Origin of the sequence: Streptomyces sp. NPDC057486 (genome assembly GCF_042802415.1) — a bacterium.
In the GTDB taxonomy this organism is placed as follows: domain Bacteria; phylum Actinomycetota; class Actinomycetes; order Streptomycetales; family Streptomycetaceae; genus Streptomyces; species Streptomyces yanii.
This window is the reverse complement of sequence record NZ_JBHVEE010000015.1, coordinates 42,912-64,522: the sequence shown is the minus strand read 5'-3', so window position 1 is coordinate 64,522 and position 21,611 is coordinate 42,912. Positions and strand designations below refer to the sequence as shown.

The 21,611-nt window shown below is 68.1% G+C and carries 21 protein-coding genes and 2 tRNA genes; 5 read left to right on the top strand and 18 right to left on the bottom strand.

The window, feature by feature from the left end:
• Positions 1 to 26: 26 nt before the first annotated feature.
• Genes ACFU6I_RS10370 through ACFU6I_RS10350 form a run of 5 tightly spaced genes read right to left on the bottom strand, consistent with a single transcriptional unit; the run spans position 27 to position 3,750 of the window.
• A complete protein-coding gene (locus ACFU6I_RS10370; RefSeq protein WP_384363669.1) occupies positions 27 to 1,358 on the bottom strand; it encodes a class E sortase in 1,332 nt (443 codons plus the stop codon).
• Positions 1,355 to 1,993, bottom strand: coding sequence for an aminodeoxychorismate/anthranilate synthase component II (locus ACFU6I_RS10365; RefSeq protein ID WP_345512726.1), 639 nt, complete (start codon positions 1,991 to 1,993; stop codon positions 1,355 to 1,357). Before ACFU6I_RS10365 ends, ACFU6I_RS10370 begins: the two co-directional genes overlap by 4 nt.
• A complete protein-coding gene (locus tag ACFU6I_RS10360; protein ID WP_037702041.1) occupies positions 1,990 to 2,172 on the bottom strand; it encodes a hypothetical protein in 183 nt (60 codons plus the stop codon). The genes ACFU6I_RS10365 and ACFU6I_RS10360 overlap by 4 nt, the downstream gene beginning before the upstream one ends.
• 56 nt (positions 2,173 to 2,228) lie before the next feature.
• Positions 2,229 to 2,957: a class E sortase gene (locus ACFU6I_RS10355; protein ID WP_384363667.1), complete on the bottom strand. Its 729-nt coding sequence runs from the start codon at positions 2,955 to 2,957 to the stop codon at positions 2,229 to 2,231.
• A 25-nt stretch (positions 2,958 to 2,982) separates the two neighbouring features.
• Complete coding sequence (locus ACFU6I_RS10350; RefSeq protein WP_384363665.1) at positions 2,983 to 3,750, bottom strand: DUF881 domain-containing protein; 768 nt, start codon at positions 3,748 to 3,750, stop codon at positions 2,983 to 2,985.
• 141 nt (positions 3,751 to 3,891) lie between these two features.
• Between ACFU6I_RS10350 and crgA the strand changes: the two genes are divergently transcribed.
• Positions 3,892 to 4,146: a cell division protein CrgA gene (gene crgA / locus ACFU6I_RS10345; protein ID WP_266983757.1), complete on the top strand. Its 255-nt coding sequence runs from the start codon at positions 3,892 to 3,894 to the stop codon at positions 4,144 to 4,146.
• Between the two features lie 287 nt (positions 4,147 to 4,433).
• Here crgA and ACFU6I_RS10340 read toward each other — a convergent pair whose 3' ends face one another.
• Both ACFU6I_RS10340 and ACFU6I_RS10335 read right to left on the bottom strand, forming a co-directional pair.
• A complete protein-coding gene (locus tag ACFU6I_RS10340) occupies positions 4,434 to 5,333 on the bottom strand; it encodes a rhomboid family intramembrane serine protease (protein ID WP_384363732.1) in 900 nt (299 codons plus the stop codon).
• A gap of 157 nt (positions 5,334 to 5,490) precedes the next feature.
• Positions 5,491 to 6,018: a peptidylprolyl isomerase gene (locus ACFU6I_RS10335; protein WP_384363663.1), complete on the bottom strand. Its 528-nt coding sequence runs from the start codon at positions 6,016 to 6,018 to the stop codon at positions 5,491 to 5,493.
• A gap of 320 nt (positions 6,019 to 6,338) precedes the next feature.
• Between ACFU6I_RS10335 and ACFU6I_RS10330 the strand changes: the two genes are divergently transcribed.
• Positions 6,339 to 7,058 carry a DUF5324 family protein gene (locus tag ACFU6I_RS10330; RefSeq protein WP_384363661.1) on the top strand — a complete coding sequence of 240 codons (720 nt, stop codon included), beginning with the start codon at positions 6,339 to 6,341 and terminating at the stop codon, positions 7,056 to 7,058.
• An 84-nt stretch (positions 7,059 to 7,142) separates the two neighbouring features.
• On the opposite strand, the gene ACFU6I_RS10325 is transcribed toward ACFU6I_RS10330, so the two are convergent.
• A tRNA-Ala gene (locus ACFU6I_RS10325) sits at positions 7,143 to 7,215 on the bottom strand.
• 171 nt (positions 7,216 to 7,386) lie between these two features.
• Here ACFU6I_RS10325 and ACFU6I_RS10320 point away from each other — a divergent pair.
• Complete coding sequence (locus tag ACFU6I_RS10320; RefSeq protein ID WP_384363659.1) at positions 7,387 to 7,935, top strand: helix-turn-helix domain-containing protein; 549 nt, start codon at positions 7,387 to 7,389, stop codon at positions 7,933 to 7,935.
• Between the two features lie 216 nt (positions 7,936 to 8,151).
• Positions 8,152 to 9,522 (top strand): serine/threonine protein kinase, encoded by a 1,371-nt coding sequence (locus ACFU6I_RS10315; RefSeq protein ID WP_384363657.1) that lies wholly within the window; start codon positions 8,152 to 8,154, stop codon positions 9,520 to 9,522.
• A gap of 22 nt (positions 9,523 to 9,544) precedes the next feature.
• Here the strand turns inward: ACFU6I_RS10315 and ACFU6I_RS10310 are convergent, their stop codons facing one another.
• The 3 genes from ACFU6I_RS10310 to ACFU6I_RS10300 form a co-directional block, all read right to left on the bottom strand.
• Positions 9,545 to 10,834: a hypothetical protein gene (locus tag ACFU6I_RS10310; protein ID WP_384363655.1), complete on the bottom strand. Its 1,290-nt coding sequence runs from the start codon at positions 10,832 to 10,834 to the stop codon at positions 9,545 to 9,547.
• Positions 10,834 to 11,280 carry a hypothetical protein gene (locus tag ACFU6I_RS10305; protein WP_384363653.1) on the bottom strand — a complete coding sequence of 149 codons (447 nt, stop codon included), beginning with the start codon at positions 11,278 to 11,280 and terminating at the stop codon, positions 10,834 to 10,836. Before ACFU6I_RS10305 ends, ACFU6I_RS10310 begins: the two co-directional genes overlap by 1 nt.
• A gap of 305 nt (positions 11,281 to 11,585) precedes the next feature.
• Positions 11,586 to 11,720: a DLW-39 family protein gene (locus ACFU6I_RS10300; protein ID WP_003958712.1), complete on the bottom strand. Its 135-nt coding sequence runs from the start codon at positions 11,718 to 11,720 to the stop codon at positions 11,586 to 11,588.
• Positions 11,721 to 11,995: 275 nt separating this feature from the next.
• On the opposite strand from ACFU6I_RS10300, the gene ACFU6I_RS10295 reads away from it, so the two are divergent.
• On the top strand, positions 11,996 to 12,361 hold the full coding sequence (locus ACFU6I_RS10295; RefSeq protein WP_384363651.1) for a DUF6344 domain-containing protein: 366 nt from the start codon (positions 11,996 to 11,998) through the stop codon (positions 12,359 to 12,361).
• 507 nt (positions 12,362 to 12,868) lie between these two features.
• Here ACFU6I_RS10295 and ACFU6I_RS10290 read toward each other — a convergent pair.
• From ACFU6I_RS10290 to gnd, 7 genes are all read right to left on the bottom strand, one after another.
• Positions 12,869 to 12,945: transfer RNA gene (locus ACFU6I_RS10290), tRNA-Ile, on the bottom strand.
• 70 nt (positions 12,946 to 13,015) lie between these two features.
• Complete coding sequence (locus ACFU6I_RS10285; RefSeq protein ID WP_384363649.1) at positions 13,016 to 13,615, bottom strand: DUF3566 domain-containing protein; 600 nt, start codon at positions 13,613 to 13,615, stop codon at positions 13,016 to 13,018.
• 93 nt (positions 13,616 to 13,708) lie between these two features.
• Positions 13,709 to 16,321: a DNA gyrase subunit A gene (gene gyrA / locus ACFU6I_RS10280; protein ID WP_384363647.1), complete on the bottom strand. Its 2,613-nt coding sequence runs from the start codon at positions 16,319 to 16,321 to the stop codon at positions 13,709 to 13,711.
• A 47-nt stretch (positions 16,322 to 16,368) separates the two neighbouring features.
• Entirely contained in the window at positions 16,369 to 18,438 is a 2,070-nt protein-coding gene (gene gyrB / locus ACFU6I_RS10275) for a DNA topoisomerase (ATP-hydrolyzing) subunit B (protein ID WP_384363645.1), read from the bottom strand.
• 416 nt (positions 18,439 to 18,854) lie between these two features.
• On the bottom strand, positions 18,855 to 19,436 hold the full coding sequence (locus ACFU6I_RS10270) for a DUF721 domain-containing protein (protein ID WP_384032611.1): 582 nt from the start codon (positions 19,434 to 19,436) through the stop codon (positions 18,855 to 18,857).
• Positions 19,433 to 20,563, bottom strand: coding sequence for a DNA replication/repair protein RecF (recF, locus tag ACFU6I_RS10265; protein ID WP_384363642.1), 1,131 nt, complete (start codon positions 20,561 to 20,563; stop codon positions 19,433 to 19,435). The genes ACFU6I_RS10270 and recF overlap by 4 nt, the downstream gene beginning before the upstream one ends.
• 84 nt (positions 20,564 to 20,647) lie before the next feature.
• On the bottom strand, positions 20,648 to 21,526 hold the full coding sequence (gene gnd, locus ACFU6I_RS10260) for a phosphogluconate dehydrogenase (NAD(+)-dependent, decarboxylating) (RefSeq protein ID WP_037702073.1): 879 nt from the start codon (positions 21,524 to 21,526) through the stop codon (positions 20,648 to 20,650).
• Positions 21,527 to 21,611 lie beyond the last annotated feature (85 nt).

Sequence of the window (21,611 nt, the reverse complement as noted above, 5' to 3'; positions counted from 1 at the left end):
CGCACCCGTCCCTGTCGTGATGAAGTTCAGCCGACGAGCGCGTCGGGCTTCCCCTTGCTGCGCGGCCGTTCGTCGACCATCTTGCCCCAGACGATCAGCCGGTACGTACTTGTGAATTCAGGCGTACAGGTCGTCAGAGTGATGTAGCGGCCGGGCTTCGTGAAGCCCGAACCGGGCGGCACCGGGGTGATCACCGAGACATTGGACGGCGACGTCTGAGGAAGGACGCTGGTCATCTCGTACGTGTAGTACGCGTCCTGCGTCTCGACCACGATCGGGTCACCCCTGCGCAGCCGGTTGATGTAGCGGAACGGTTCGCCGTGGGTGTTCCGGTGGCCGGCCAGCGCGAAGTTGCCCTGCGCGGCCGACGGCATCGCCGTCTTGAGCGCGCCCTGCCCGTAGTGACCGACCATGCCGCGGTCCAGGACCTTCTCCTTGCTGATGCCCTCGGCGATCGGGGCGACCACATCCAGCTTCGGGATGTGGATGATGGCGAAGCCCTGCCCCGGCTCGAACGCCCCGGGCTTGCGGCCCTTCGCCCAGTCGTCCTGAATCTTGTGCGTCTCGCTCCCGGCGATCTGGTCGGCACGCACATTCGTCCACCACAGCTGGTACGTGACGAACAGCAGCATCAGCACGCCGAGCGAGATGAACAGTTCGCCGACGACCCGGCTGGCGACGACGGCCGGGCTGTCCTTGGCCGCGCGGGCGGCCCGCCGCGCCTCGACGCGGGAGAGCGGACGCCCCTCCGGCGTCGCCGCCGACCGGCTCTGCGGTTCGGCGCGACGGCGGCCGCGCCCCTTGGCGGCGCGCCGACGCTCGGCCCGGCCCCCGGTGGACGGTTCCGTACGCGGTTCGAGTTCTGCGGTCTCCGGTCCGGGATCCGGAACCGGGGCGGGCTCCTCGTCGTACTTCGGCTCTGCTTGCGGTATCGGAGCTGTCACCGCCCGGCCGGCCTGGCGTCGGGTGTCCGCCGTCCGCAGACCGATCGTCTCGTCGATGCGGGGGAGCGGCGGCGGTGGCGGAGGCGCCACGACAGGCTCCTGGTGCCCGTACCAGTCCCGCTCGTACCCTTCCGGGTCGTACCACTCGCGCGGCGTCCCCTGGGGCCCCTGTGCCCCGTGTGAGGCCTGCGACCGGCCTTCCGGCCGCCGACCCTGCGCCACCCCGATCTCCGCCGTCTCCGCCGGAATGCTCTCCGCCCGGAACCACGGCGAGGCGTGCTGCCCCGGCAGCGGATCGTTCAGCGGGTCCGCCAGCTGGTCGACTGCCGCCTCGAACGCGCCCGTGGCCTCGTACGCTCGTTGCTCGTACGGGCCTTCCTCACCGGTGTCGTGCTCGGGGCGGAGTGCGGTCACGCGACAGCCTTGCCCACCACCGGCGCGAGCCCCTCCGACCTCGCGACGGCTCCCGTGTCACCGCATCGCACCAGCCAGTTGGCCAGCATCAGATGGCCGTACTCGGTCAGGACCGACTCCGGATGGAACTGCACACCCTCCACCGGCAGTTCACGGTGGCGCAGCCCCATGATGATGCCGTCGGCCGTGCGCGCCGTGACCTCCAACTCCTGCGGGATCGTCTCCGGTTCGGCGGCGAGCGAGTGGTAACGGGTCGCGGTGAAGGGGGACGGCAGCCCGGCGAAAACTCCCTTGCCCTCGTGCGTCACCGGCGACGTCTTGCCGTGCAGCAGCTCGGGGGCGCGGTCCACCACCCCGCCGTACGCCACGGCCATCGACTGCATGCCGAGGCAGACGCCGAAGACCGGGACGCCGGTCGCCGCGCAGTGGCGCACCATGTCGACACAGACGCCCGCCTGCTCGGGAGTGCCGGGGCCGGGCGAGAGCAGAACGCCGTCGAAGCCGTCCTGGGCGTGTGCCGTGGTCACCTCGTCGTTGCGCAGGACCTCGCACTCGGCGCCGAGCTGGTAGAGGTACTGGACGAGGTTGAAGACGAAGCTGTCGTAGTTGTCGACGACAAGGATGCGGGCGCTCACTGGCCGGCCCCCGTTCCGCTCGTGCCGTCGACCGTCACGTCGCCGAACGGAAGCAGCGGCTCGGCCCACGGGAAGACGTACTGGAAAAGCACATAGACGACGGCGAGTGCCAGCACGAGCGAGATGAGCCCGCGCACCCACGCATTGCCCGGCAGATGCCGCCAGATCCAGCCGTACATGCTGTCCCCTTCATTCGGTACGGGACCAGACTAAAGGGCCGGGGCAGGGGCGTGGGTCAGCTGTGGAAAGCTGCCGGCTTGCCGTCGGTCACAGGCTGCGTCGCGTCGAGATGCGCCCAGGCGATGAGCCGGTGGCTGCTGCCCCATTCGGGATCGCAGGTGGTCAGCGTCAGATAGCGACCGGGTCCGTCGAAGCCGGACTTGCGGGGGACGGCGTCGATGACACCGGTGTCGCTCGGCACGGTGCGGTACGGCTTCTTCTCGATGCGGTACGTGAACCACGTCGTCCCGTCCGTCAGCACCACCGCGTCGCCGCGGCGCAGCGTCGGAAAGTCCTTGAAAGGATCCCCGTAGGTGCGACGGTGTCCGGCCACCGCGAAATTGCCGACGCCGCCGAGGGGGGCGGTTCCGCGGTAGTGGCCGAGCCCTTTCTTCAAGGTTCCGACCTCGGTGTTCTCCAGGACGGGCCACTGCCAGCTCTTGCCGAAGCGGGGGATGTACAGCATCGCGAACGGCTTCCCCTCGCGGTACGCGGCGTGGGCGTGCGATGGCGTGGGTGCGGGCGACGGCGAGGTCGAGGGCGCCGGCGTGCCTGCCGCGTTCGGCCCGGGTACGGACACCGCACCACGCGCCCACTGGTTCTGCAGGGTGTCGATCTGCCCCTCGGTGGCACCGGCGGCCTTCACCCCGGTCCAGAACAGCACGTACACCACAAAGAGGATGATCAAGGCGCCCACGGCGATGCACAGTTCGCTGAAGGTCCTGACGATCAGTCGCACCGACACCGGTCGGCCTCCCCGGAACTGCTCGCTACTTCACCGGCTTCGCATAGTGGAGATCCACTGTGCCCGAGTAGCCGGGAAGAGTCACCGCCTCGTGCTCGTCGACTTTCCAGCCGAGCCCGTACGCCTTCACGTACAGCAGGTAGTTCCGGATCGAGGAGGAGTTGTCGAGGGCCTTCTTGAGCCGGTCGGGGTCACCGACCGCGGTGATCTTGTACGGCGGGGAGTAGACCCGGCCCTGGAGAATCAGTGTGTTGCCGACGCAGCGCACCGCGCTGGTGGAGATCAGCCGCTGGTCCATGACCTGGATGCCGCGGGCACCGCCCTGCCAGAGAGCATTGACGACGGCCTGCAGGTCCTGCTGGTGGATGACCAGGTCGTTGGGTTGCGGGTCGGGGTAGCCGGGGTTCGCGGTGGCGTTCGGCGGGGCGTCGTCGAGCGTGACGGCGACGGACCTGCCGGAGAGCTTCTTGGCACCCGCGGCCCGCTCCAGCCCCTTGAGCTTGACGTCCTCCGCCTCGGTGCTGCCGTCGTCGCGCTGGGCGAGGGCGTCGATGTCCTCGCGTACGGACGCGTTGGAGTCGTCGAGCCCCGCGTTCTTCTCGCTGCGCTGCTGAATGAGGTCGGAGAGCTTCAGCAGCGACGAGTCGGTGCGGATGTTGGTGCCCTTGGCCGTGTTGGCGCTGGTGACGAAGATCAGCCCGGCAAGGGCGAAAACGGCAGCGGTGAGCACGCGGACCGGGTGCCGGAAGGTGCGCCGGACCGGCCCTTGGGGAGAGTCGGCAGAATTGCTCAACGTACCCTTATCTCCTTCGGAGCCACGGAAGCACTACGCTAACGGACGCCCGAGGGAGTCAGCATTCCCCCTCGCGCCCCGCCCCGGCGCCAGCCACAGTTCCCTGCGCGGTCACGCAGCGCATCGACAGGAGAGTTCCTCGTGCCGAAGTCACGTATCCGCAAGAAGGCCGACTTCACGCCGCCTCCGGCGAAGCAGACGACCAACATAAAGCTGACCAACCGCAGTTGGGTGGCGCCGGTGATGCTGGCGTTCTTCCTGATCGGTCTGGCCTGGATCGTCGTGTTCTACGTGACCGACGGTGATCTGCCCATCAAGACGCTGGGAAACTGGAACATCGTCGTGGGCTTCGGCTTCATCGCCGGTGGCTTCGGCGTCTCCACGCAGTGGAAGTAGCCGGACAGCAGCCGTAGGACCACAGTCGGTCCCGGTACCGCAACCCTTGCCCTGAGTTACCCACAGCGTTATCCACAGGCGGGGGAAAAGGTCAGACGATCTGTGGATAACTCCCCGGCTGTTGACGCCGGTGTGACTGCAGTCTCCCCCGTCGAGGGGTGGCACGCCCCTTGTCTCCGCTGGAAAAACCCAGCTCAGCGACAAGGGGCACAGTTGTACCCACAGAATGCACAAGATCGTGCACCCGCTGTGGACAACTGCCGGGAGAAACCCCCTGGCGCCTGTGATCAGGTCAGTGCGGCTGTTCTGGCAACCACGACGAGGACCACCGCCGCCAGGACCAGCGCACAGGTGCCGTACTGCACCAGCGTCCGCCGTTCACGCGGGGCGTGCACCATCGCGATGGCGATGAGCGTGCCCGCGATCAGACCGCCGACATGCGCCTGCCAGGCGATTCCGCCCCAGGGGTTGAACGTGAAGAGCAGGTTCAGCGCGAGGAGGACGAGGACCGGCCGCATGTCGTAGTTCAGCCGACGCATGAGCACGGCGGTGGCGCCCAGCAGACCGAAGATGGCGCCGGAGGCACCGAGCGAGCCCTGGGTCGGTGCGGCGAGCCAATAGGTGAGCGCGCTCCCCGCCAGGCCGGAGAGCAGGTAGAGCGCGAGGTAGCGGGCGCGGCCGAGCGCCGCCTCCAGGGGACCGCCGAGCCACCAGAGTCCCAGCATGTTGAAGGCGATGTGCCACACCTCCTGGTGCAGGAACATCGACGTCACCAGCCGGTACCACTGGCCTTCCGCGACCCCTTCCACTGGACCGCCCTGGTAGTAGGTGGCCTGTCCCAGCAGTGTCAGGTCGTCGAGCAGTGACACCTTCACATGTACCGCGATGAACAGGACGACATTGATGGCGAGCAGGATCTTGGTGACCAGCCGCGGGTCGGCGGCGACGGTGCCGCCGGCCAGGGTGCGCGGCTGATTGGCAGCCGGGCCGTGCCCCGTACCTGAACCCTGACGGACGCAGTCCGGGCACTGGAAGCCGACCGAGGCGCTGACCATGCACTCGGTGCAGATCGGACGCTCGCAGCGCGTGCAGCGGATCCCCGTCTCGCGGCCGGGGTGGCGGTAGCAGCTGAATGGGCTGCGGGCATCGGCGGACTGGTCCCGGGCGCCGGGCGGCTGCTCGTCCATCGGTCCCATCACTTGCTGGCCCCCTCGGGTCATGTCGTGGGCGTCAGCGCGCATGATGCCGCCCTGCTCGTCCGCTATGTAACCAAGTACGGACAAGCAGGGCGGTTGGTTCCCGAGACGGCCAATCAGAGAGTGATCACACCATGACCGCAGGCGATCATCGGGTCTCGACGACGACCGACTCGATCACCACGTCCTGCACCGGACGGTCGGTGCGTGCGTTGGTCTGGGTGCTCGCGATGGCGTCCACGACCTTCTTGCTGGCCTCGTCGGCCACCTCACCGAAGATGGTGTGCTTGCCGGTCAGCCACGCGGTGGGCGAGACGGTCACGAAGAACTGTGAGCCGTTGGTGCCGGGGCCGGCGTTGGCCATGGCCAGGAGGTACGGCTTGTTGAAGCTGAGGTCCGGGTGGAACTCGTCGCCGAACTCGTAGCCCGGGCCGCCGGTGCCGTTGCCCAGCGGGTCCCCGCCCTGGATCATGAAGCCGCTGATGACCCGGTGGAAGACGGTCCCGTCGTACAGCCTGTCCGTGGACTTCTTGCCGGTCGCGGGGTGGGTCCACTCCCGCTCGCCCGTGGCGAGCTCGACGAAGTTCTTGACCGTCTTGGGCGCGTGGTTCGGCAGAAGCCGGATCTCGATGTCGCCTTGGTTGGTCTTCAAGGTGGCGTAAAGCTGCTCGGCCACGATCTGCCTTCCGTAAGTCTTCGCTGACGTCCACCGATCCTCGCACGGACCATCCGTCGCACGGCCTTCCTGCGGCTCCCCGCAGGAACAAAAGAGGCCAAGTGCGTGACGAACCGGCGCGTGCTGAACCGAACCGTGGCATTGTCGTCGGCAAGCTCCCCTTGCACCGTATTGCCCATAACATCACTTATGGCTGTTTTGTACAGCCGTCTCTCTTGCCCCGGATGCCCGCCCCACATGCCGCACACGCCATCGCGGGGCATGATTTCGAAATGGGTGGAAAGGCGGAGTACCTACCCGCCACCAAGGAGGAGGATCCCGTGACCCGCATCGACAGCGTGCGCGCCGCAACCGACTCGGCGAAGGACAGCGTGCAGCACGCCGCGGAAGTGGTGGCGCCCTACGCCGACTCGGCCAAGGACCAGGCGGCACACTATGCGCACGAGGCCCGTACGCGGCTCGCGCCGAGGGTGTCGAAGGCAGCCCAGCAGGCCCGCGTCCAGTACGACGCACATCTCGCACCACGTATCGAACTGGCTCGCGCGCATGTGCCGCCCAAGGTCGACGAGGCCGCCCAGCGCGCCGCACTCCGCACCCGTCAGGCGGCCAGGAGCGCCGCGGAGTACACCGTGCCCCGAGTCGAGCAGGCGATGGCCGCCGCCCAGCCCGTCGCCGAGGAAGCCACGGCCCGCAGCGCCGCGGCACTGGCCGCACTGCGCGGGCAGGTCACGGCGAAGGAAATCAGGAAGCTGGCCAGAAAACACGAGCGGCGGGCCAAGGCCGGACGCGTGCTCAAGGTGGTGGCCGTGGTCTCCGTCCTGGCGGGCGGCGCCTACGCCGCGTGGCGATGGTGGGACAAGCAGGCCAATCCGGACTGGCTGGTCGAGCCCCCCGCCCCCACGGAGGTCGCCGACCGTACGCCGCTGACCTCGGTCGACGGCAGCGGACCGACAGCTGTGGACCCCGAGGTCCGCGCCAAGCAGGCCGAGTCGGACAGGGCGGATGAGGTGGACGGCACCGACCTCGACGACGGCCGCTGAGCCGCCACAGCCTCCCGGCCCACGACAGACACACAAGAGAGCCCCTCTGACCTGCGTTTCCACAGGTCAGAGGGGCTCTTGACGTGGAGCCTAGGAGATTCGAACTCCTGACATCTGCCTTGCAAAGGCAGCGCTCTACCAACTGAGCTAAGGCCCCGAAAAAGAGGACAGCACCAGACACATCAGCGTCTTGGTCACCGCCGCAGACCAGACTACCGGGTGACCCCCTGAATCTTCCAAAAAGATTGGGACTCCCGGTCGGCAACCACTCTCCGTAAGATGCTGGACGAGGTTCGCAGCAGCGAAGCCTCAGCGAAGGGGAGACGCCATGGATGCAGTTCAGCAGGAAGCAACGGCAAGAGCCAGGGAACTTCAGCGCAGCTGGTACGGGGAACCGCTGGGCGCGCTGTTCCGTCGGCTCATCGACGATCTCGGTCTGAACCAGGCCAGGCTCGCCGCCGTACTCGGGCTGTCCGCACCCATGCTGTCCCAGCTGATGAGCGGTCAGCGGGCGAAGATCGGCAACCCCGCGGTCGTACAGCGTGTCCAGGCTCTGCAGGAGCTGGCCAGCCAGGTCGCCGACGGCAGTGTCAGCGCGGGCGAGGCCACCGACCGCATGGAGGAGATCAAGAAGTCCCAGGGCGGTTCCGTCCTCACCGGCACCGGCCAGACCACGACCAGCGGTGGGGCACCCACCGTCCGTCGCGTGGTCCGTGAGATCCAGTCGCTGCTGCGGTCGGTCGCGGCCGCCGGTGACATCATCGATGCCGCCGACTCCCTCGCCCCGACCCACCCGGAACTGGCAGAGTTCCTCAGGGTGTACGGCGCCGGCCGCACCGCGGACGCGGTCGCGCACTACGAAGGACACCAGAACTAGGACCTTTTTTCGGTTCGGGCCGGATTCAGGGGACGGAAGCGGGTACGTGCGGCTGCCAGGCGAAGGAGGGAAACAGCGCCGGGCGTTGTGGACCGACGCCGAAGCGGCGGATGCGCGTACCGGACCCCACGGGCTCAACCGAATGAAAGAACCTGGTGCACTACCCCCGAGAGCCGGGCACGAGCCGAAACAGGGACTGGGAGCGGGCACAGCGCAATGGGTGAGGTCTTCGCTGGTCGGTACGAGCTGATCGATCCGATCGGACGTGGTGGCGTCGGCGCCGTCTGGCGAGCCTGGGACCACCGGCGCCGCCGGTACGTGGCGGCCAAGGTGCTTCAGCAGAGCGACGCACACACGCTGCTGCGCTTCGTCCGCGAGCAGGCCCTGCGGATCGAGCATCCTCATGTGCTCGCCCCGGCCAGTTGGGCCGCGGACGACGACAAGGTCCTGTTCACCATGGATCTGGTGAGCGGCGGCTCGCTTGCGCATGTCATCGGCGACTACGGACCGCTGCCCCCGCGCTTCGTCTGCACGCTGCTCGACCAGTTGCTGTCCGGACTGTCGACGGTGCATGCGGAAGGCGTGGTGCACCGCGACATCAAGCCCGCCAACATTCTGATGGAGGCCACCGGCACGGGTCGGCCGCACCTGCGGCTCTCCGACTTCGGCATCTCCATGCGCAAGGGCGAGCCCCGCCTGACCGAGACCAACTATGTGGTGGGAACGCCGGGTTACTTCGCGCCCGAGCAGATGATGGGGGCGGAGCCCGACTTCCCCGCGGACCTCTTCGCCGTGGGGCTTGTCGCGCTCTATCTGCTGCAGGGGAAGAAGCCGGACGCCCGGGCCCTCGTCGAACACTTCGCCTCGCACGGCACCCCCAGCGCCCCGCAAGGCATCCCGGAGCCGCTGTGGCAGGTCCTCGCCGGTCTTCTGCAGCCGGATCCGCAGGCCCGGTTCCGCACGGCCACCGGCGCGCGCAAGGCGCTGACGGCCGCGGTCGAGATGCTGCCGGAGCCGGACATCGACGACGAACCGGTGGAGGTCTTCGACCAACTCGGCCCGCTGCCCGCCCGTTTCGGCCCCGAAGGCCCGATCGCCACCCCCAGGGCGCCCTCCCCGGCCGACCACACCGCACACGCGGGCCAGGCCGCGCAGCAGCCACACACCTCGCCCCCCTCCTCGATGTCGGAAACAGGCAGCTTCCACCTCGCCCCGCCTCCGCAGCAGCCGCCCACACCGCTGCCCCAGTCGGCCCAGCCTGCCCCTGCCTCCACTCCGCTCCCGGCACATACGGGTTCCCCCTTCCCTGCCGCCCCACCGGATCTCTCCCAGGCCCCGACATCCGCAGTGCGGCACGAACCGTCTCCTACTCGTGCATACACCGCCGAGCGGCAGCAGGTTCCGCATCCCGGGGCGGGAATGTCCCCGAACTTCGCTCCGGCAGCACCTCCGGCCCACCCCATGGCCGCCGCTCCCGCACAGGCAACGCAGAAGCGTCCGGGACCGCCCCCGAAGGTGGCGATCCCGGTCCTGCTGGTGGCGCTGATCTGTTTCGCTGTCGGAATCTGGGCACTCACCCAGGCCTGAGGACCGGTGGCTGCAGCCGCTGTCACCAGGCCTGAGGCGGCCCTCCGTACGGCTGCTGCCCGCCCGCGGCGGCGGCGGTACGGCGACGCGCAAGCAGCGTCCACGCCCCGAGGCCGAGCACCAGCACGGCGCCTGCGCCGATCCCGGCCGCGCCCACCATCTTCATCGTGGTGCTCTTGTCTGCCTCGGGCGTCACACCGAAGATTCCGGCGGACCCTTCGTACGGCGACGTTGTCGCGGCGTTCTCGACCTGCACCTTGAGAGTCATCGGGATCGCCTTGTTCCCGTAGGCCTTCGCGACCTCCGGGCTGAGCGACACCGACAGGTAGTACCAGCCCGCGAACCGCATGGCGCTCTCGTCGGCACTGAACGTGAACCGGTTCTCGTACCGCACCGGGGGCAGCGGATCGAGCGACACCGAGGCAGGCTTGCCGGAGTACGACAGCGGCGAGGCGTCCACATGGCCGCGCGCCGGATTGTCCAGGGACAGTGCGAGCGCGTTGCCGACGTACTCGTTCGAGCCACCGACACTGTTGCCGAGGTCGACGGTGGCGAAGATCTGCTGTCCCCAGTCCACCGGTACCCGGTAGAAGAGGGTCTGACCCGGCTCGATGCCGTCCCTCCAAGTGCCGGTCTCCAGGCTGGTGGCGTCGTAATAGCTCGTGCCGCCGGGCCGTTCCCCCTTCTTGGCCTGCGTGGGCGGTGTCGGCGACGCCGAGGGCCAGTCCTCCGGCGCCTCGGTCGGTGCCGTACCACCCTTCTTCAGCTTCGGCTCCGACTCGTAACGGAGCTCCAGGTCCCAGGCATCGGGCGTCGAGGTGGCTTTGCTCTCCCGCTCGATCAGGACGTTGTACGTGCCGGCGTCCTGGCAGGTGTTGCTGTCCTTGTCCGTGACCCGGTAGGCGTACGCGGCGATCGGATGCGGGAACTCCGCCGCCTGGAAGCGGGCGGCCTCGGAACTGCACTGCAGGTCCGTGCTGTCCCTGACGCTGACCGTGATGCCGTCCCCGTACGCGACCTTGCCACCGGCCTTGGGTACGACCACCGCCGAGACGTACGCGTTCGTGGCGGCGTCGAGTTCGAGACGGTAGTAGAGCTTCTCGCCCGGCTTGATCGAGCTCCTGTAGACGGACCCTGGCTTCAGGGCCGACGCGTCGGTGCTGACCTCCGCGCCCCGGACCGTCTGCGCCGCGGGGTCGAAGGCGTACGCAGCAGGCTCACCGGCCGCGTAAGCCTGCCCCGGCAGCGCCGCCACCGCGCACATCGCCGCGGTCGCGGCCAGCGCCGCCCGGCCCCTGTTGCGCTGCCTCATCACGCGCTCCCCCTCGTCGTCTGTGTGGCCGACCTGCGGCGGCTGCGTACGAACACGAGCCCGACGATCACCACCACGGCGCCCGCCCCGGCAGCGGCCGCAACGCCGGTCCATCCTGCCCCGCCCGTACCTCCGCTGTCTCCGGCCGCAGCCGAATTGCCCTTCTTGTCGGCCCTCTTGCCCTCTCCCCTGTCCGGTTTCCCGGCGAGGACGGCGGCATGGTGCTTCGGGGCCGGCCCACTCGTCCCCGAGCACTCGAAGCGGTTGGTCCAGGCGGCCGGCGCCGAACCCATCCTGATCACGGCCGGACGGCCGCTGCACCGGGCCGACGAGGTGAACTCGCCACCGCCGCCGACCGGGAAGCGGGCCGGGTCCGTGCAGCCCTGGGGCCGGGCGGCGTCGCACGCCGGCAGACCGGTCGGGCAGCCGTCGGGAGGACCGTCCACGACGGTGCCCCCAGCGGTACCCGAGAGGTCGTGTCGGGGGGCTGCAGATGCGCCGTCGGCCGCCGTGGCGGGCATCGCACCCGCGACCGGGGCGAGCGGCGCTCCGCCGTTCCATGGCCCCGCTGCTGAAGTACGGCGATGGTTCCGTGCTCTCACGCGTGTCCCCTCGACCGACCTACCAGCCTCTTTGCTCTCGCAATCCATTGATTTGCGTAGGTGAATTCAAGAGCACAGGCGTCACGGTCCCGCAACAGCACGAAGCCCCGGTCGCTCAGCGACCGGGGCTCGCACAAGGCTGTTCTGTCTCAGACACCCGAACCTGCGGGCACGGAGTCAGTCGCCTCCGTCCACAGATCCTGCTCGGCGCGATCCGCCTGGATCTGGCGGTACACGAGGAGCCCGCCGATGGCGGCCAGTGCGACCAGGAGAAGCTTCTTCACCGCGCGACCTCGTCTTTCCTTGACGTAGGGGACTTCTGCCGCCCGACTATACACACCGACCGATACCGATCGGTGACCTACCTGCGACCCGGCCGCCTCCCGGACAAAAGCGACCATCCATCCCTGCCCCACACCGATCCGTCCGGCCCGGTTGCACCATACGAGTGGTGTTCATCTGAAGATCGGCGGATCCATGGCGTCGGTCACCGAAATCGCGAGCCACATCCACATCATCAGAAAGGTAAGCAAACCGGACCACCCGAAAGCGAGGGGCCATGAGCACCTTCAAGGCCAAGAGCATCTGGACCGCCTTCATCACCGCCTTCTTCGCGCTTCTCGCGTCGATGGGGCTCATCAGCACCCCCGCCAAGGCCGCGCAGCCGAAGGCCACGAATCAGGAGCACACGGGTGCGACCGCGGCAACCGCGACCACCCCGTCGGTGCGATGGACCCTTCCGCGTGACAGGTCGCTGCCACCCACGATGAAGCAGCGCATCCGCGCCGAGGCACACGGCTCCTCACCGGCCACCAGGCAGCTGCCGACGGACATGAGGGACACCATGGGCGCCACAGACACCACCGGCGCCGCCCGCACCGCCCACGGAGCCCCGGCGGGGGACGCATCCCTCCTGCCACCGTGAGAGCGGCGCCACTGACGCACGGGGCCCCTGGTCCGGTTCACACCGGACGGGGGCTTTCTCGTGCGCCGGGCAACCAGGGGCCGGCTTCGTGCCCACCATGGCAGTGGCGGACGGACTCGCAGTTCGCGCAGCCCTGCTCCAGGGTTCCCGATCACGCGATCGCCCGCGCCGACAGAGCCGTTCCCGCCCCCCGCGCTCCGACGCCCGGGACCGTGCAGCCCTCGCCGCGGAACCCTGCACACCCCTGCCGCGCGCGCATCCCCGTACAACCCCACGCACAACCTCGGAGCAGGGCTGCATGATCGACCCTGTGGGCTTCTCCCGCAGCTTCGAGCGTCACGTGACCGGATCGGCATGAACAGGACGCCCGTACGCACGTGGTCGGCTCCGAAGATCGGGAAGCCGTCGCGATGCTCGCCGAGTTGCCGCAAGACCCACTGCTCATCGGCTGATGTCAGCCGTAGATGCCAAAGACCCCCAACCATGATTGGTCGGGGGTCTTTGTACTGGTGGGGCTAACAGGATTTGAACCTGTGGCCTCATCCTTATCAGGGATGCGCTCTAACCAACTGAGCTATAGCCCCGCCGCGCTGCGCGCTGACTTCTGAAGATTAGCGCACGTCGGGGCCAGTCCCAAAATCGATACCCGCAGCGCTACTCGTCCTCGGCCAGCGTGAGCTCGACACCGCCCACGAAACCGGCCGACAAGTTGTAGATGAAGGAGCCCAGCGTCGCCAGCGCGGTCGCCAGAACGACGTCGATCACCGCGATGACCGACGTGAAGATGAGGACCCGCGGAAGCGACAGGAACGACTGCACATCGAAGCCGTTGCTGTCGTTGGAACCGGTCGCCTCGCTGATGGTGCCGCCCACGGTGGAGAAGACGCCCATGGCGTCCATCACCAGCCACAGGACCGCGGCCGCCACGACCGTGCAGATGCCGAGCGCGATGGAGAGCAGGAAGCTGACCTTCATCACCGACCACGGGTCGGCCTTCGCCACCCGCAGCCGCGCCTTGCGGGTACGCGGAGTGGTCCGCGCCCCCGTCCGCGGTCGACGGGCCGCCTGCGCGGCACTGACGCCGTGCTGCGCGCCCTGGGGCGGGCCGCCCTGCGTCCCGCCCGCGGGCGAGGGGTACGCCTGCGGCGGGTGGTAAGGCCCACCTGCCTGCCCCGGCGCGTGCTCACGCTCACCGGGCAGTGGCCCGGCCGCGTATCCCTCGTACTGGGGCTGAGGCCCCCGGGTGTCCGTCACAGTGCCCCCTTGGGAGTCCGTGGCAGGGCCACGGGCACCGTTCGCTCCAGCTCCGGAAGCGGCCGAACCGGCGCCCGTGGCTCCACTCACGCTCTACTCCTCGTGCTCCCCGGCCGAAGGCGACGTGCCTTCGACAGTGCCCTCGACGGTGTTCTCTGCGGTCGCCTCGGCATCCGCATCTCCGTCAACCTCTTCGGCCTCGCGGCCGGCCTCGGCGTTACGTGCGATGCCGACGACCGCGTCACGCTTGCCCAGATTGATCAGTTGGACGCCCATGGTGTCACGGCCCGTCTCCCTGACTTCATTGACTCGCGTACGAATCACACCGCCGCCGAGCGTGATGGCGAGGATTTCATCCGTCTCCTCGACCACCAGCGCGCCGACCAGCGAGCCCCGGTCCTCCACGATCTTGGCGGCCTTGATACCCAGGCCGCCACGACCCTGAACGCGGTACTCGTCGACGGGGGTCCGCTTCGCGTACCCACCATCGGTGGCTGTGAACACGAACGTACCCGGCCTGACGACATTCATCGAGAGCAGTTCGTCGCCTTCGCGGAAACTCATGCCCTTGACGCCCGAGGTCGCACGGCCCATCGGGCGCAGTGCATCGTCCGTCGCAGTGAACCTGATGGACTGGGCCTTCTTGCTGATGAGCAGCAGATCATCCTCGGCCGAGACCAGCTCCGCACCGATGAGCTCGTCGTCGCTGCCGTCCTCCGTCTCGCGGAGGTTGATCGCGATGACACCGCCGGAACGCGGGGAGTCGTAGTCCTTCAGCGCGGTCTTCTTCACCAGGCCACCCTTGGTGGCGAGGATCAGATAGGGCGCGGCCTCGTAGTCCCGGATCGCCAGGATCTCGGCGATCTGCTCGTCCGGCTGGAAGGCCAGCAGGTTGGCGACGTGCTGGCCGCGTGCGTCCCGGCCGGCGTCCGGAAGCTCGTACGCCTTGGCCCGGTAGACGCGACCCTTGTTGGTGAAGAACAGCAGCCAGTGGTGGGTCGTCGACACGAAGAAGTGGTCGACGATGTCGTCTTCCTTGAGCTTCGTACCGCGGACGCCCTTGCCGCCGCGCTTCTGCGAGCGGTAGTCGTCCGTCCTCGTACGCTTCACATAGCCGCCGCGCGAGATGGTGACGACGATGTCCTCCTCGGCGATCAGGTCCTCGATGGACATGTCACCGTCGAAGGGCACCAGCTTGGAGCGCCGGTCGTCGCCGAACTTCTCGACGATCGCCGCCAGCTCCTCGCTGACGATCTGCCGCTGCCGCACCGGCGACGCCAGGATCTCGTTGTACTCGTTGATCTTCGCCTGGAGCTCGTCGTGCTCGGCCGTGATCTTCTGGTGCTCCAGCGCGGCCAGTCGGCGCAGCTGCATCTCCAGAATCGCGTTCGCCTGGATCTCGTCGATCTCCAGCAGGCCCATCAGGCCCTCACGCGCGATCTCGACCGTCTGGCTGCGCCGGATGAGGGCGATGACCTCGTCGATCGCGTCGAGTGCCTTGAGCAGACCGCGCAGGATGTGCGCCCGCTCCTCCGCCTTGCGCAGGCGGAACCTCGTACGCCGGACGATGACCTCGATCTGGTGTGTCACCCAGTGACGGATGAACGCGTCGATCGACAGCGTGCGCGGCACCCCGTCGACCAGCGCCAGCATGTTCGCGCCGAAGTTCGTCTGGAGATCGGTGTGCTTGTACAGGTTGTTGAGTACGACCTTGGCGACCGCATCCCGCTTCAGCACGACCACGAGGCGCTGGCCGGTGCGCGAGGACGTCTCGTCGCGGACGTCCGCGATGCCGCCGACCTTGCCGTCCTTGACCAGGTCGGCGATCTTCTGCGCGAGGTTGTCGGGGTTGGTCTGGTACGGAAGCTCCGTGACGACCAGGCACTGCCGGTTCTGGATCTCCTCGACCGCGACGACCGCGCGCATCGTGATGGAGCCACGGCCCGTGCGGTACGCCTCCTCAATGCCCTTGCGGCCGACGACGAGCGCTCCGGTCGGGAAGTCCGGGCCCTTGATCCGCTCGATCAGTGCGTCCAGCAGCTCCTCGTGCGAGGCCTCCGGGTGCTCCAGGTACCACTGGGCACCGGCCGCGACCTCGCGCAGGTTGTGCGGCGGGATGTTGGTCGCCATGCCGACCGCGATGCCTGCGGAGCCGTTGACCAGCAGGTTCGGGAAGCGCGCCGGCAGAACCGTCGGCTCCTGGTTGCGGCCGTCGTAGTTGTCCTGGAAGTCGACGGTCTCCTCGTCGATGTCCCGGACCATCTCCATGGACTGCGGCATCATCTTGCACTCGGTGTACCGCATGGCTGCGGCCGGGTCGTTGCCCGGAGAACCGAAGTTGCCGTTGGAGTCGACCAGCGGCATGCGCATCGACCAGTGCTGCGCCAGTCGCACGAGCGCGTCGTAGATCGAGGAGTCGCCGTGCGGGTGGTACGTACCCATGACGTCACCGACGACACGGGCGCACTTGTAGAAGCCCTTCTCGGGCCGGTACCCGCCGTCGTACATGGCGTACAGCACACGGCGATGGACGGGCTTGAGGCCGTCCCGTACGTCCGGCAGCGCACGCGACACGATGACGGACATCGCGTAGTCGAGGTAGGAGCGCTGCATCTCCGTCTCGAGCCCCACGGGCTCGACACGCATACCCACACCCGCGACTGCGGGTTCCTCTTCAGGGGTGACAGGGGTGTTCTCGTCGGCCATTGCTGGTCAAAGTCCTTTCGAGCTGCGGCTTGCTTGGTACGGCCGACTCAGATGTCGAGGAAGCGGACGTCCTTGGCGTTGCGCTGGATGAACGAGCGCCGTGCCTCGACGTCCTCACCCATCAGCACCGAGAAGAGGTCGTCGGCCTGCGCCGCGTCGTCCAGCGTGACCTGGCCGAGCACGCGGTGGTCGACGTCCATCGTCGTGATGCGCAGCTCCTCGGCGTTCATCTCGCCGAGACCCTTGAAGCGCTGGATCGAGTCTTCCTTGATCCGCTTGCCGTTCTGCTTGCCGAGCTCGACCAGGGCGTCGCGCTCGCGGTCCGAGTACGCGTACTCGAAGTCGTCGCGACCCCACTTGATCTTGTAGAGCGGCGGGCGGGAGAGGTAGACATGGCCGGCCTCGACCAGCGGCCGCATGAAGCGGAAGAGGAACGTCAGCAGCAGCGTGTTGATGTGCTGACCGTCGACGTCGGCGTCCGCCATCAGAATGATCTTGTGATAGCGGAGCTTCTCGATGTCGAAGTCCTCGTGGACTCCGGTACCGAAGGCCGAGATCAGCGCCTGGACCTCGGTGTTCTGCAGGATCTTGTCGACCCGGGCCTTCTCGACGTTCAGGATCTTGCCTCGGATCGGCAGGATGGCCTGGTACATCGGGTTACGGCCGGACTTCGCCGAACCACCGGCGGAGTCACCCTCGACGATGAAGATCTCGCACTTCGTCGGGTCGTTCGACTGGCAGTCGCTCAGCTTGCCCGGCAGCGAGGCGCTCTCCAGGAGCCCCTTGCGACGGGTCAGGTCGCGCGCCTTCCGGGCGGCGACGCGGGCCGTGGCCGCCGCGATGCCCTTGCGGATGATGTCCGCGGCCTCGTTCGGGTTCCGGTCGAACCAGTCCGTGAGGTGCTCGTGGACCACCTTCTGGACGAAGGTCTTCGCCTCCGTGTTGCCCAGCTTGGTCTTCGTCTGGCCCTCGAACTGCGGCTCGCCCAGCTTCACCGAGATGATCGCCGTCAGACCCTCACGGATGTCGTCACCGGTGAGGTTGTCGTCCTTCTCGCGCAGCAGCTTCTTGTCCCGCGCGTACTTGTTGACCAGCGTGGTCAGCGCCGCACGGAAGCCCTCCTCGTGCGTACCGCCCTCATGCGTGTGGATCGTGTTGGCGAAGGAGTAGACACCCTCGCTGTACTGCGTGTTCCACTGCATCGCGATCTCGGCCGAGAGGAGTCGCTCCTTGTCCTCGGCCTCGATGTCGATCACCGACTGGTGAATGACGTCGCCCTTGCGGGAGTTGAGGTACTTCACGAAGTCGACGATGCCGCCCTCGTAGTGGTACGTGACCGTCCGGGCCGCTTCCTCCTCGGCGACCTCGACCGCCTCGGCGACATCCGCGCCCGCCGTCGCCTTCGCCGACTCACGCTCGTCCGTGAGCCTGATCGTCAGGCCCTTGTTGAGGAACGCCATCTCCTGGAAGCGGCGCGACAGCGTCTCGAAGGAGTACTCGACGGTCTCGAAGATGTCGCCGTCGGCCCAGAAGGTGACGGTCGTACCGGTCCTGTCGGTGGCCTCGTTACGGGCCAGCGGCGCCGTGGGCACACCGAGCTTGTAGTCCTGGGTCCAGCGGTAGCCGTCCCTCTTGACCTCGACGGAGACGCGCGTCGACAGGGCGTTCACGACGGAGACACCGACACCGTGCAGACCGCCGGAGACGGCATATCCGCCGCCGCCGAACTTGCCGCCGGCGTGCAGCACCGTCAGCACGACCTCGACCGCGGGCTTCTTCTCCGACGGCACGATGTCGACGGGGATACCGCGACCGTTGTCGATCACTCGGACCCCGCCGTCGGCAAGGATCGTGACGTCGATGGTGTCCGCATGCCCGGCCAGGGCTTCATCGACCGAGTTGTCGACGACCTCTTGCACAAGGTGGTGAAGTCCACGCTCACCGGTCGAGCCGATGTACATGCCAGGTCGCTTGCGGACCGCGTCCAGGCCCTCGAGGACGGTGATCGCGCTGGCGTCGTACGAGGCAGCCGCCTCGCCGCCCTCACCGGGTGTGGACGGAATGTTCTCGTTGGGGTTGCCGGAATCGGCCACGAAGCGCCCTTTCTGGCACAGCACAGGCCGTTCTCCGGGCAAGCGGGAGCGGCTGCGTCGTTCGGCTTGTATCGACGACTCCCGCAAGGATGCGGGATTGTTCACCAGTCTACCGGTAGCGCCGACACGAATGGGGGTTTGCCGGTACCTGAGTCCGCATGTGCCGCCCTGAATGAGCGCCTGACGACTCCCCATATTCGGGATGGGGCCCCAAGAGGCTCACGCGGGCATTGAGCGCTTCGGCCTGTCAACCTCTCGCTACGGTGAGGGACGCCCCTGCCGCACCGCAGGGTTTCAACCTGCACAGACCCGTACATCACGGAAGCAGCGGACAACACCGCAGAGAAGGCAGCACACCACCGCAGCCGAACTTCTCAGGACTGCGGAACGGCAGCGGCCGACATCGGGCACAGAACCGCGCAGGGAGAGAAAAGCGCAGGTCAGCCGTATGTGTCGCCCGGGCCGGTGCTTCCCGGCGCACGCAGCGGACCGAATCTGCGCTGTGGACCACCCGGCCCCAAAACCTTGATCAACTTCACGGTTCCGTGCCCCAGATCCGCGTTCAGCCGGGCGACCAGCTGCGGCGCCAGCAGCCGCAGCTGCGTCGCCCAGGCCGTCGAATCGCACTGCACCGTGAGCACCCGCTCCTCGGGGGCCTCGTCGTACCGCAGCGGCACACAATGATTGGCCAGATCCTCACCGACGATCTGCGGCCAGCGGCCCATCACACCGCCCACCGCCGCGGGGGTCTCCCAGCCGCGCTCGGTGATCAGACGATTGATCGCGGCGCCCAACGGCAACGGATCGCGCCCGTCCGCCCGCGCGCCGGAACGCAGCCCACCACCCCGTCTGGCCTGTTTCTTCTGTTGCGCCGCAGCCCCGCGCGCCCGAGCCTGCTCCTTCGCGGCACGCAGGGCGACCCGCGCCAGATCGACACCGGACGCCTCCGGCTGCTTCGCCTCGCCCAACGGCTCCTGCGGACCGCCGGCAGAGCCCTTCGCCGGATCGACGGAGCCGCTCATATCCGCTTCACCTCGCCCGCCGACACCGCATACCGGGTTCCCGCCAGCACACCCGGAACGTCATCGTCCACCGCCGCCGTCACCAGCACCTGCTCACCCGGAGCGACCAGCTCCGCCAGCCGCTCCCGGCGCCGCGCATCCAGCTCGGCGAAGACATCGTCCAGCACGAGCACCGGCTCATTGCCCTCGGTGCGCAGCAGATCGTACGAGGCAAGCCGCAGCGCCAGCGCGTACGACCAGGACTCGCCATGGCTCGCGTACCCCTTGGCGGGCATCCCGCGCAGTCCCAGCAGCAGATCGTCACGGTGCGGACCGACCAGCGTCACGCCCCGCTCGATCTCCTGCTTGCGGACCTCCCCGAGTGCAGCGAGCAGCTGCTCGTACAGCTCGTCACGGGTACGGGCCGGCCCCACGCCCGCACCGACCGAACTGCGGTACTCCAGCGTCACCGGGCCACCACCGGGCGCGACATCCGCGTACGCCTTGTCCGTCAGCGGCTGCAGGGTCGCGATCAGATCCAGCCGCTGCGCCAGCAGCTCCGCGCCCACCCGGCCCAGATGCTGGTCCCACACGTCGAGGGTGGACAGATCCATCGACCGGCCGCCGTGCCTGCGCGCCATCGCCGCGGACTTCAGCAGGGTGTTGCGCTGCTTCAGCACCCGCTCGTAGTCCGAACGGACCCCGGCCATCCGCGGCGAACGCGCAGTGATCAGCTCGTCGAGGAAGCGCCGACGCTCCCCGGGATCGCCCTTGACGAGCGCCAGATCCTCCGGCGCGAACAGCACAGTCCGTACGATCCCCAGTACGTCACGGGGCCTGACCTGCGACGATCGATTGATCCGGGCGCGATTGGCCCTGCCCGGATTGAGCTCCAGCTCGATCAGCTGCGCGCGCTCGCCCTGGGTGACGGCGGCCCGGATGACAGCCCGGTCCGCGCCCATCCGCACCAGCGGCGCATCGGAGGAGACACGATGGCTACCGAGCGTCGCGAGGTAGCCGACGGCCTCGACCAGATTCGTCTTGCCCTGACCATTCGCCCCCACGAACGCGGTGACGCCCGGGTCGAGAGGTACCTCGATCCGGGCGTACGAGCGGAAGTCGGCCAGCGAGAGATGCGTGACATGCATGGGTGTATGCCGACCTTCCCGGCTTCCTGCTCCGTGCTCCGCAGCGCGGGCCGGTGATGTGGGTCCGGCCCGCCCTCGGTGCGGTTACTTCTTGTTCTCGACCGCGTGGCCACCGAACTGGTTGCGCAGCGCGGCGATCATCTTCATCTGCGGGGAGTCGTCCTGACGCGAGGCGAATCGCGCGAAGAGCGACGCGGTGATCGCGGGCAGCGGCACCGCGTTGTCGATCGCGGCCTCCACCGTCCACCGGCCCTCACCGGAGTCGGCGGCGAAGCCACGGAGCTTGTCGAGGTGCTCGTCGTCGTCCAGCGCGTTGACCGCCAGGTCGAGCAGCCAGGAACGGATGACCGTGCCCTCCTGCCAGGAGCGGAAGACCTCGCGCACATCGGTGACGGAGTCGACCTTCTCCAGCAGCTCCCAGCCCTCGGCGTAGGCCTGCATCATGGCGTACTCGATGCCGTTGTGGACCATCTTCGCGAAGTGGCCGGCGCCGACCTTGCCCGCATGGACGGACCCGAAGTCGCCCTCCGGCTTGAGCGCGTCGAAGACCGGCTGGACCTTCGCCACGTTCTCGGCGTCGCCGCCGTACATCAGCGCGTAGCCGTTCTCCAGGCCCCAGACGCCGCCCGAGACACCGCAGTCGACGAAGCCGATGCCCTTGATGCCCAGCTCGACCGCGTGCTTCTCGTCGTCCGTCCAGCGGGAGTTCCCGCCGTCCACGACGATGTCACCGGGCGAGAGCAGCGCGGCCAGCTCGTCGATCGTGGACTGGGTCGCGGCACCGGCCGGGACCATCACCCAGATGACCCGTGGGCCCTTCAGCTTGCCCACAAGCTCTTCGAGGCTGTGGACATCGGAGACGTCCGGGTTGCGGTCGTAACCGATGACGGTGTGGCCTGCGCGGCGGATGCGCTCGCGCATGTTGCCGCCCATCTTGCCGAGGCCGACGAGACCGAGCTCCATCAGAGATTCCTTAAGCGTTGTGCCGATTCGTACCCAAGGCCGAGCCTACGCCCGGCCGGGGACAGACCGACGGGCATGCTCGGCT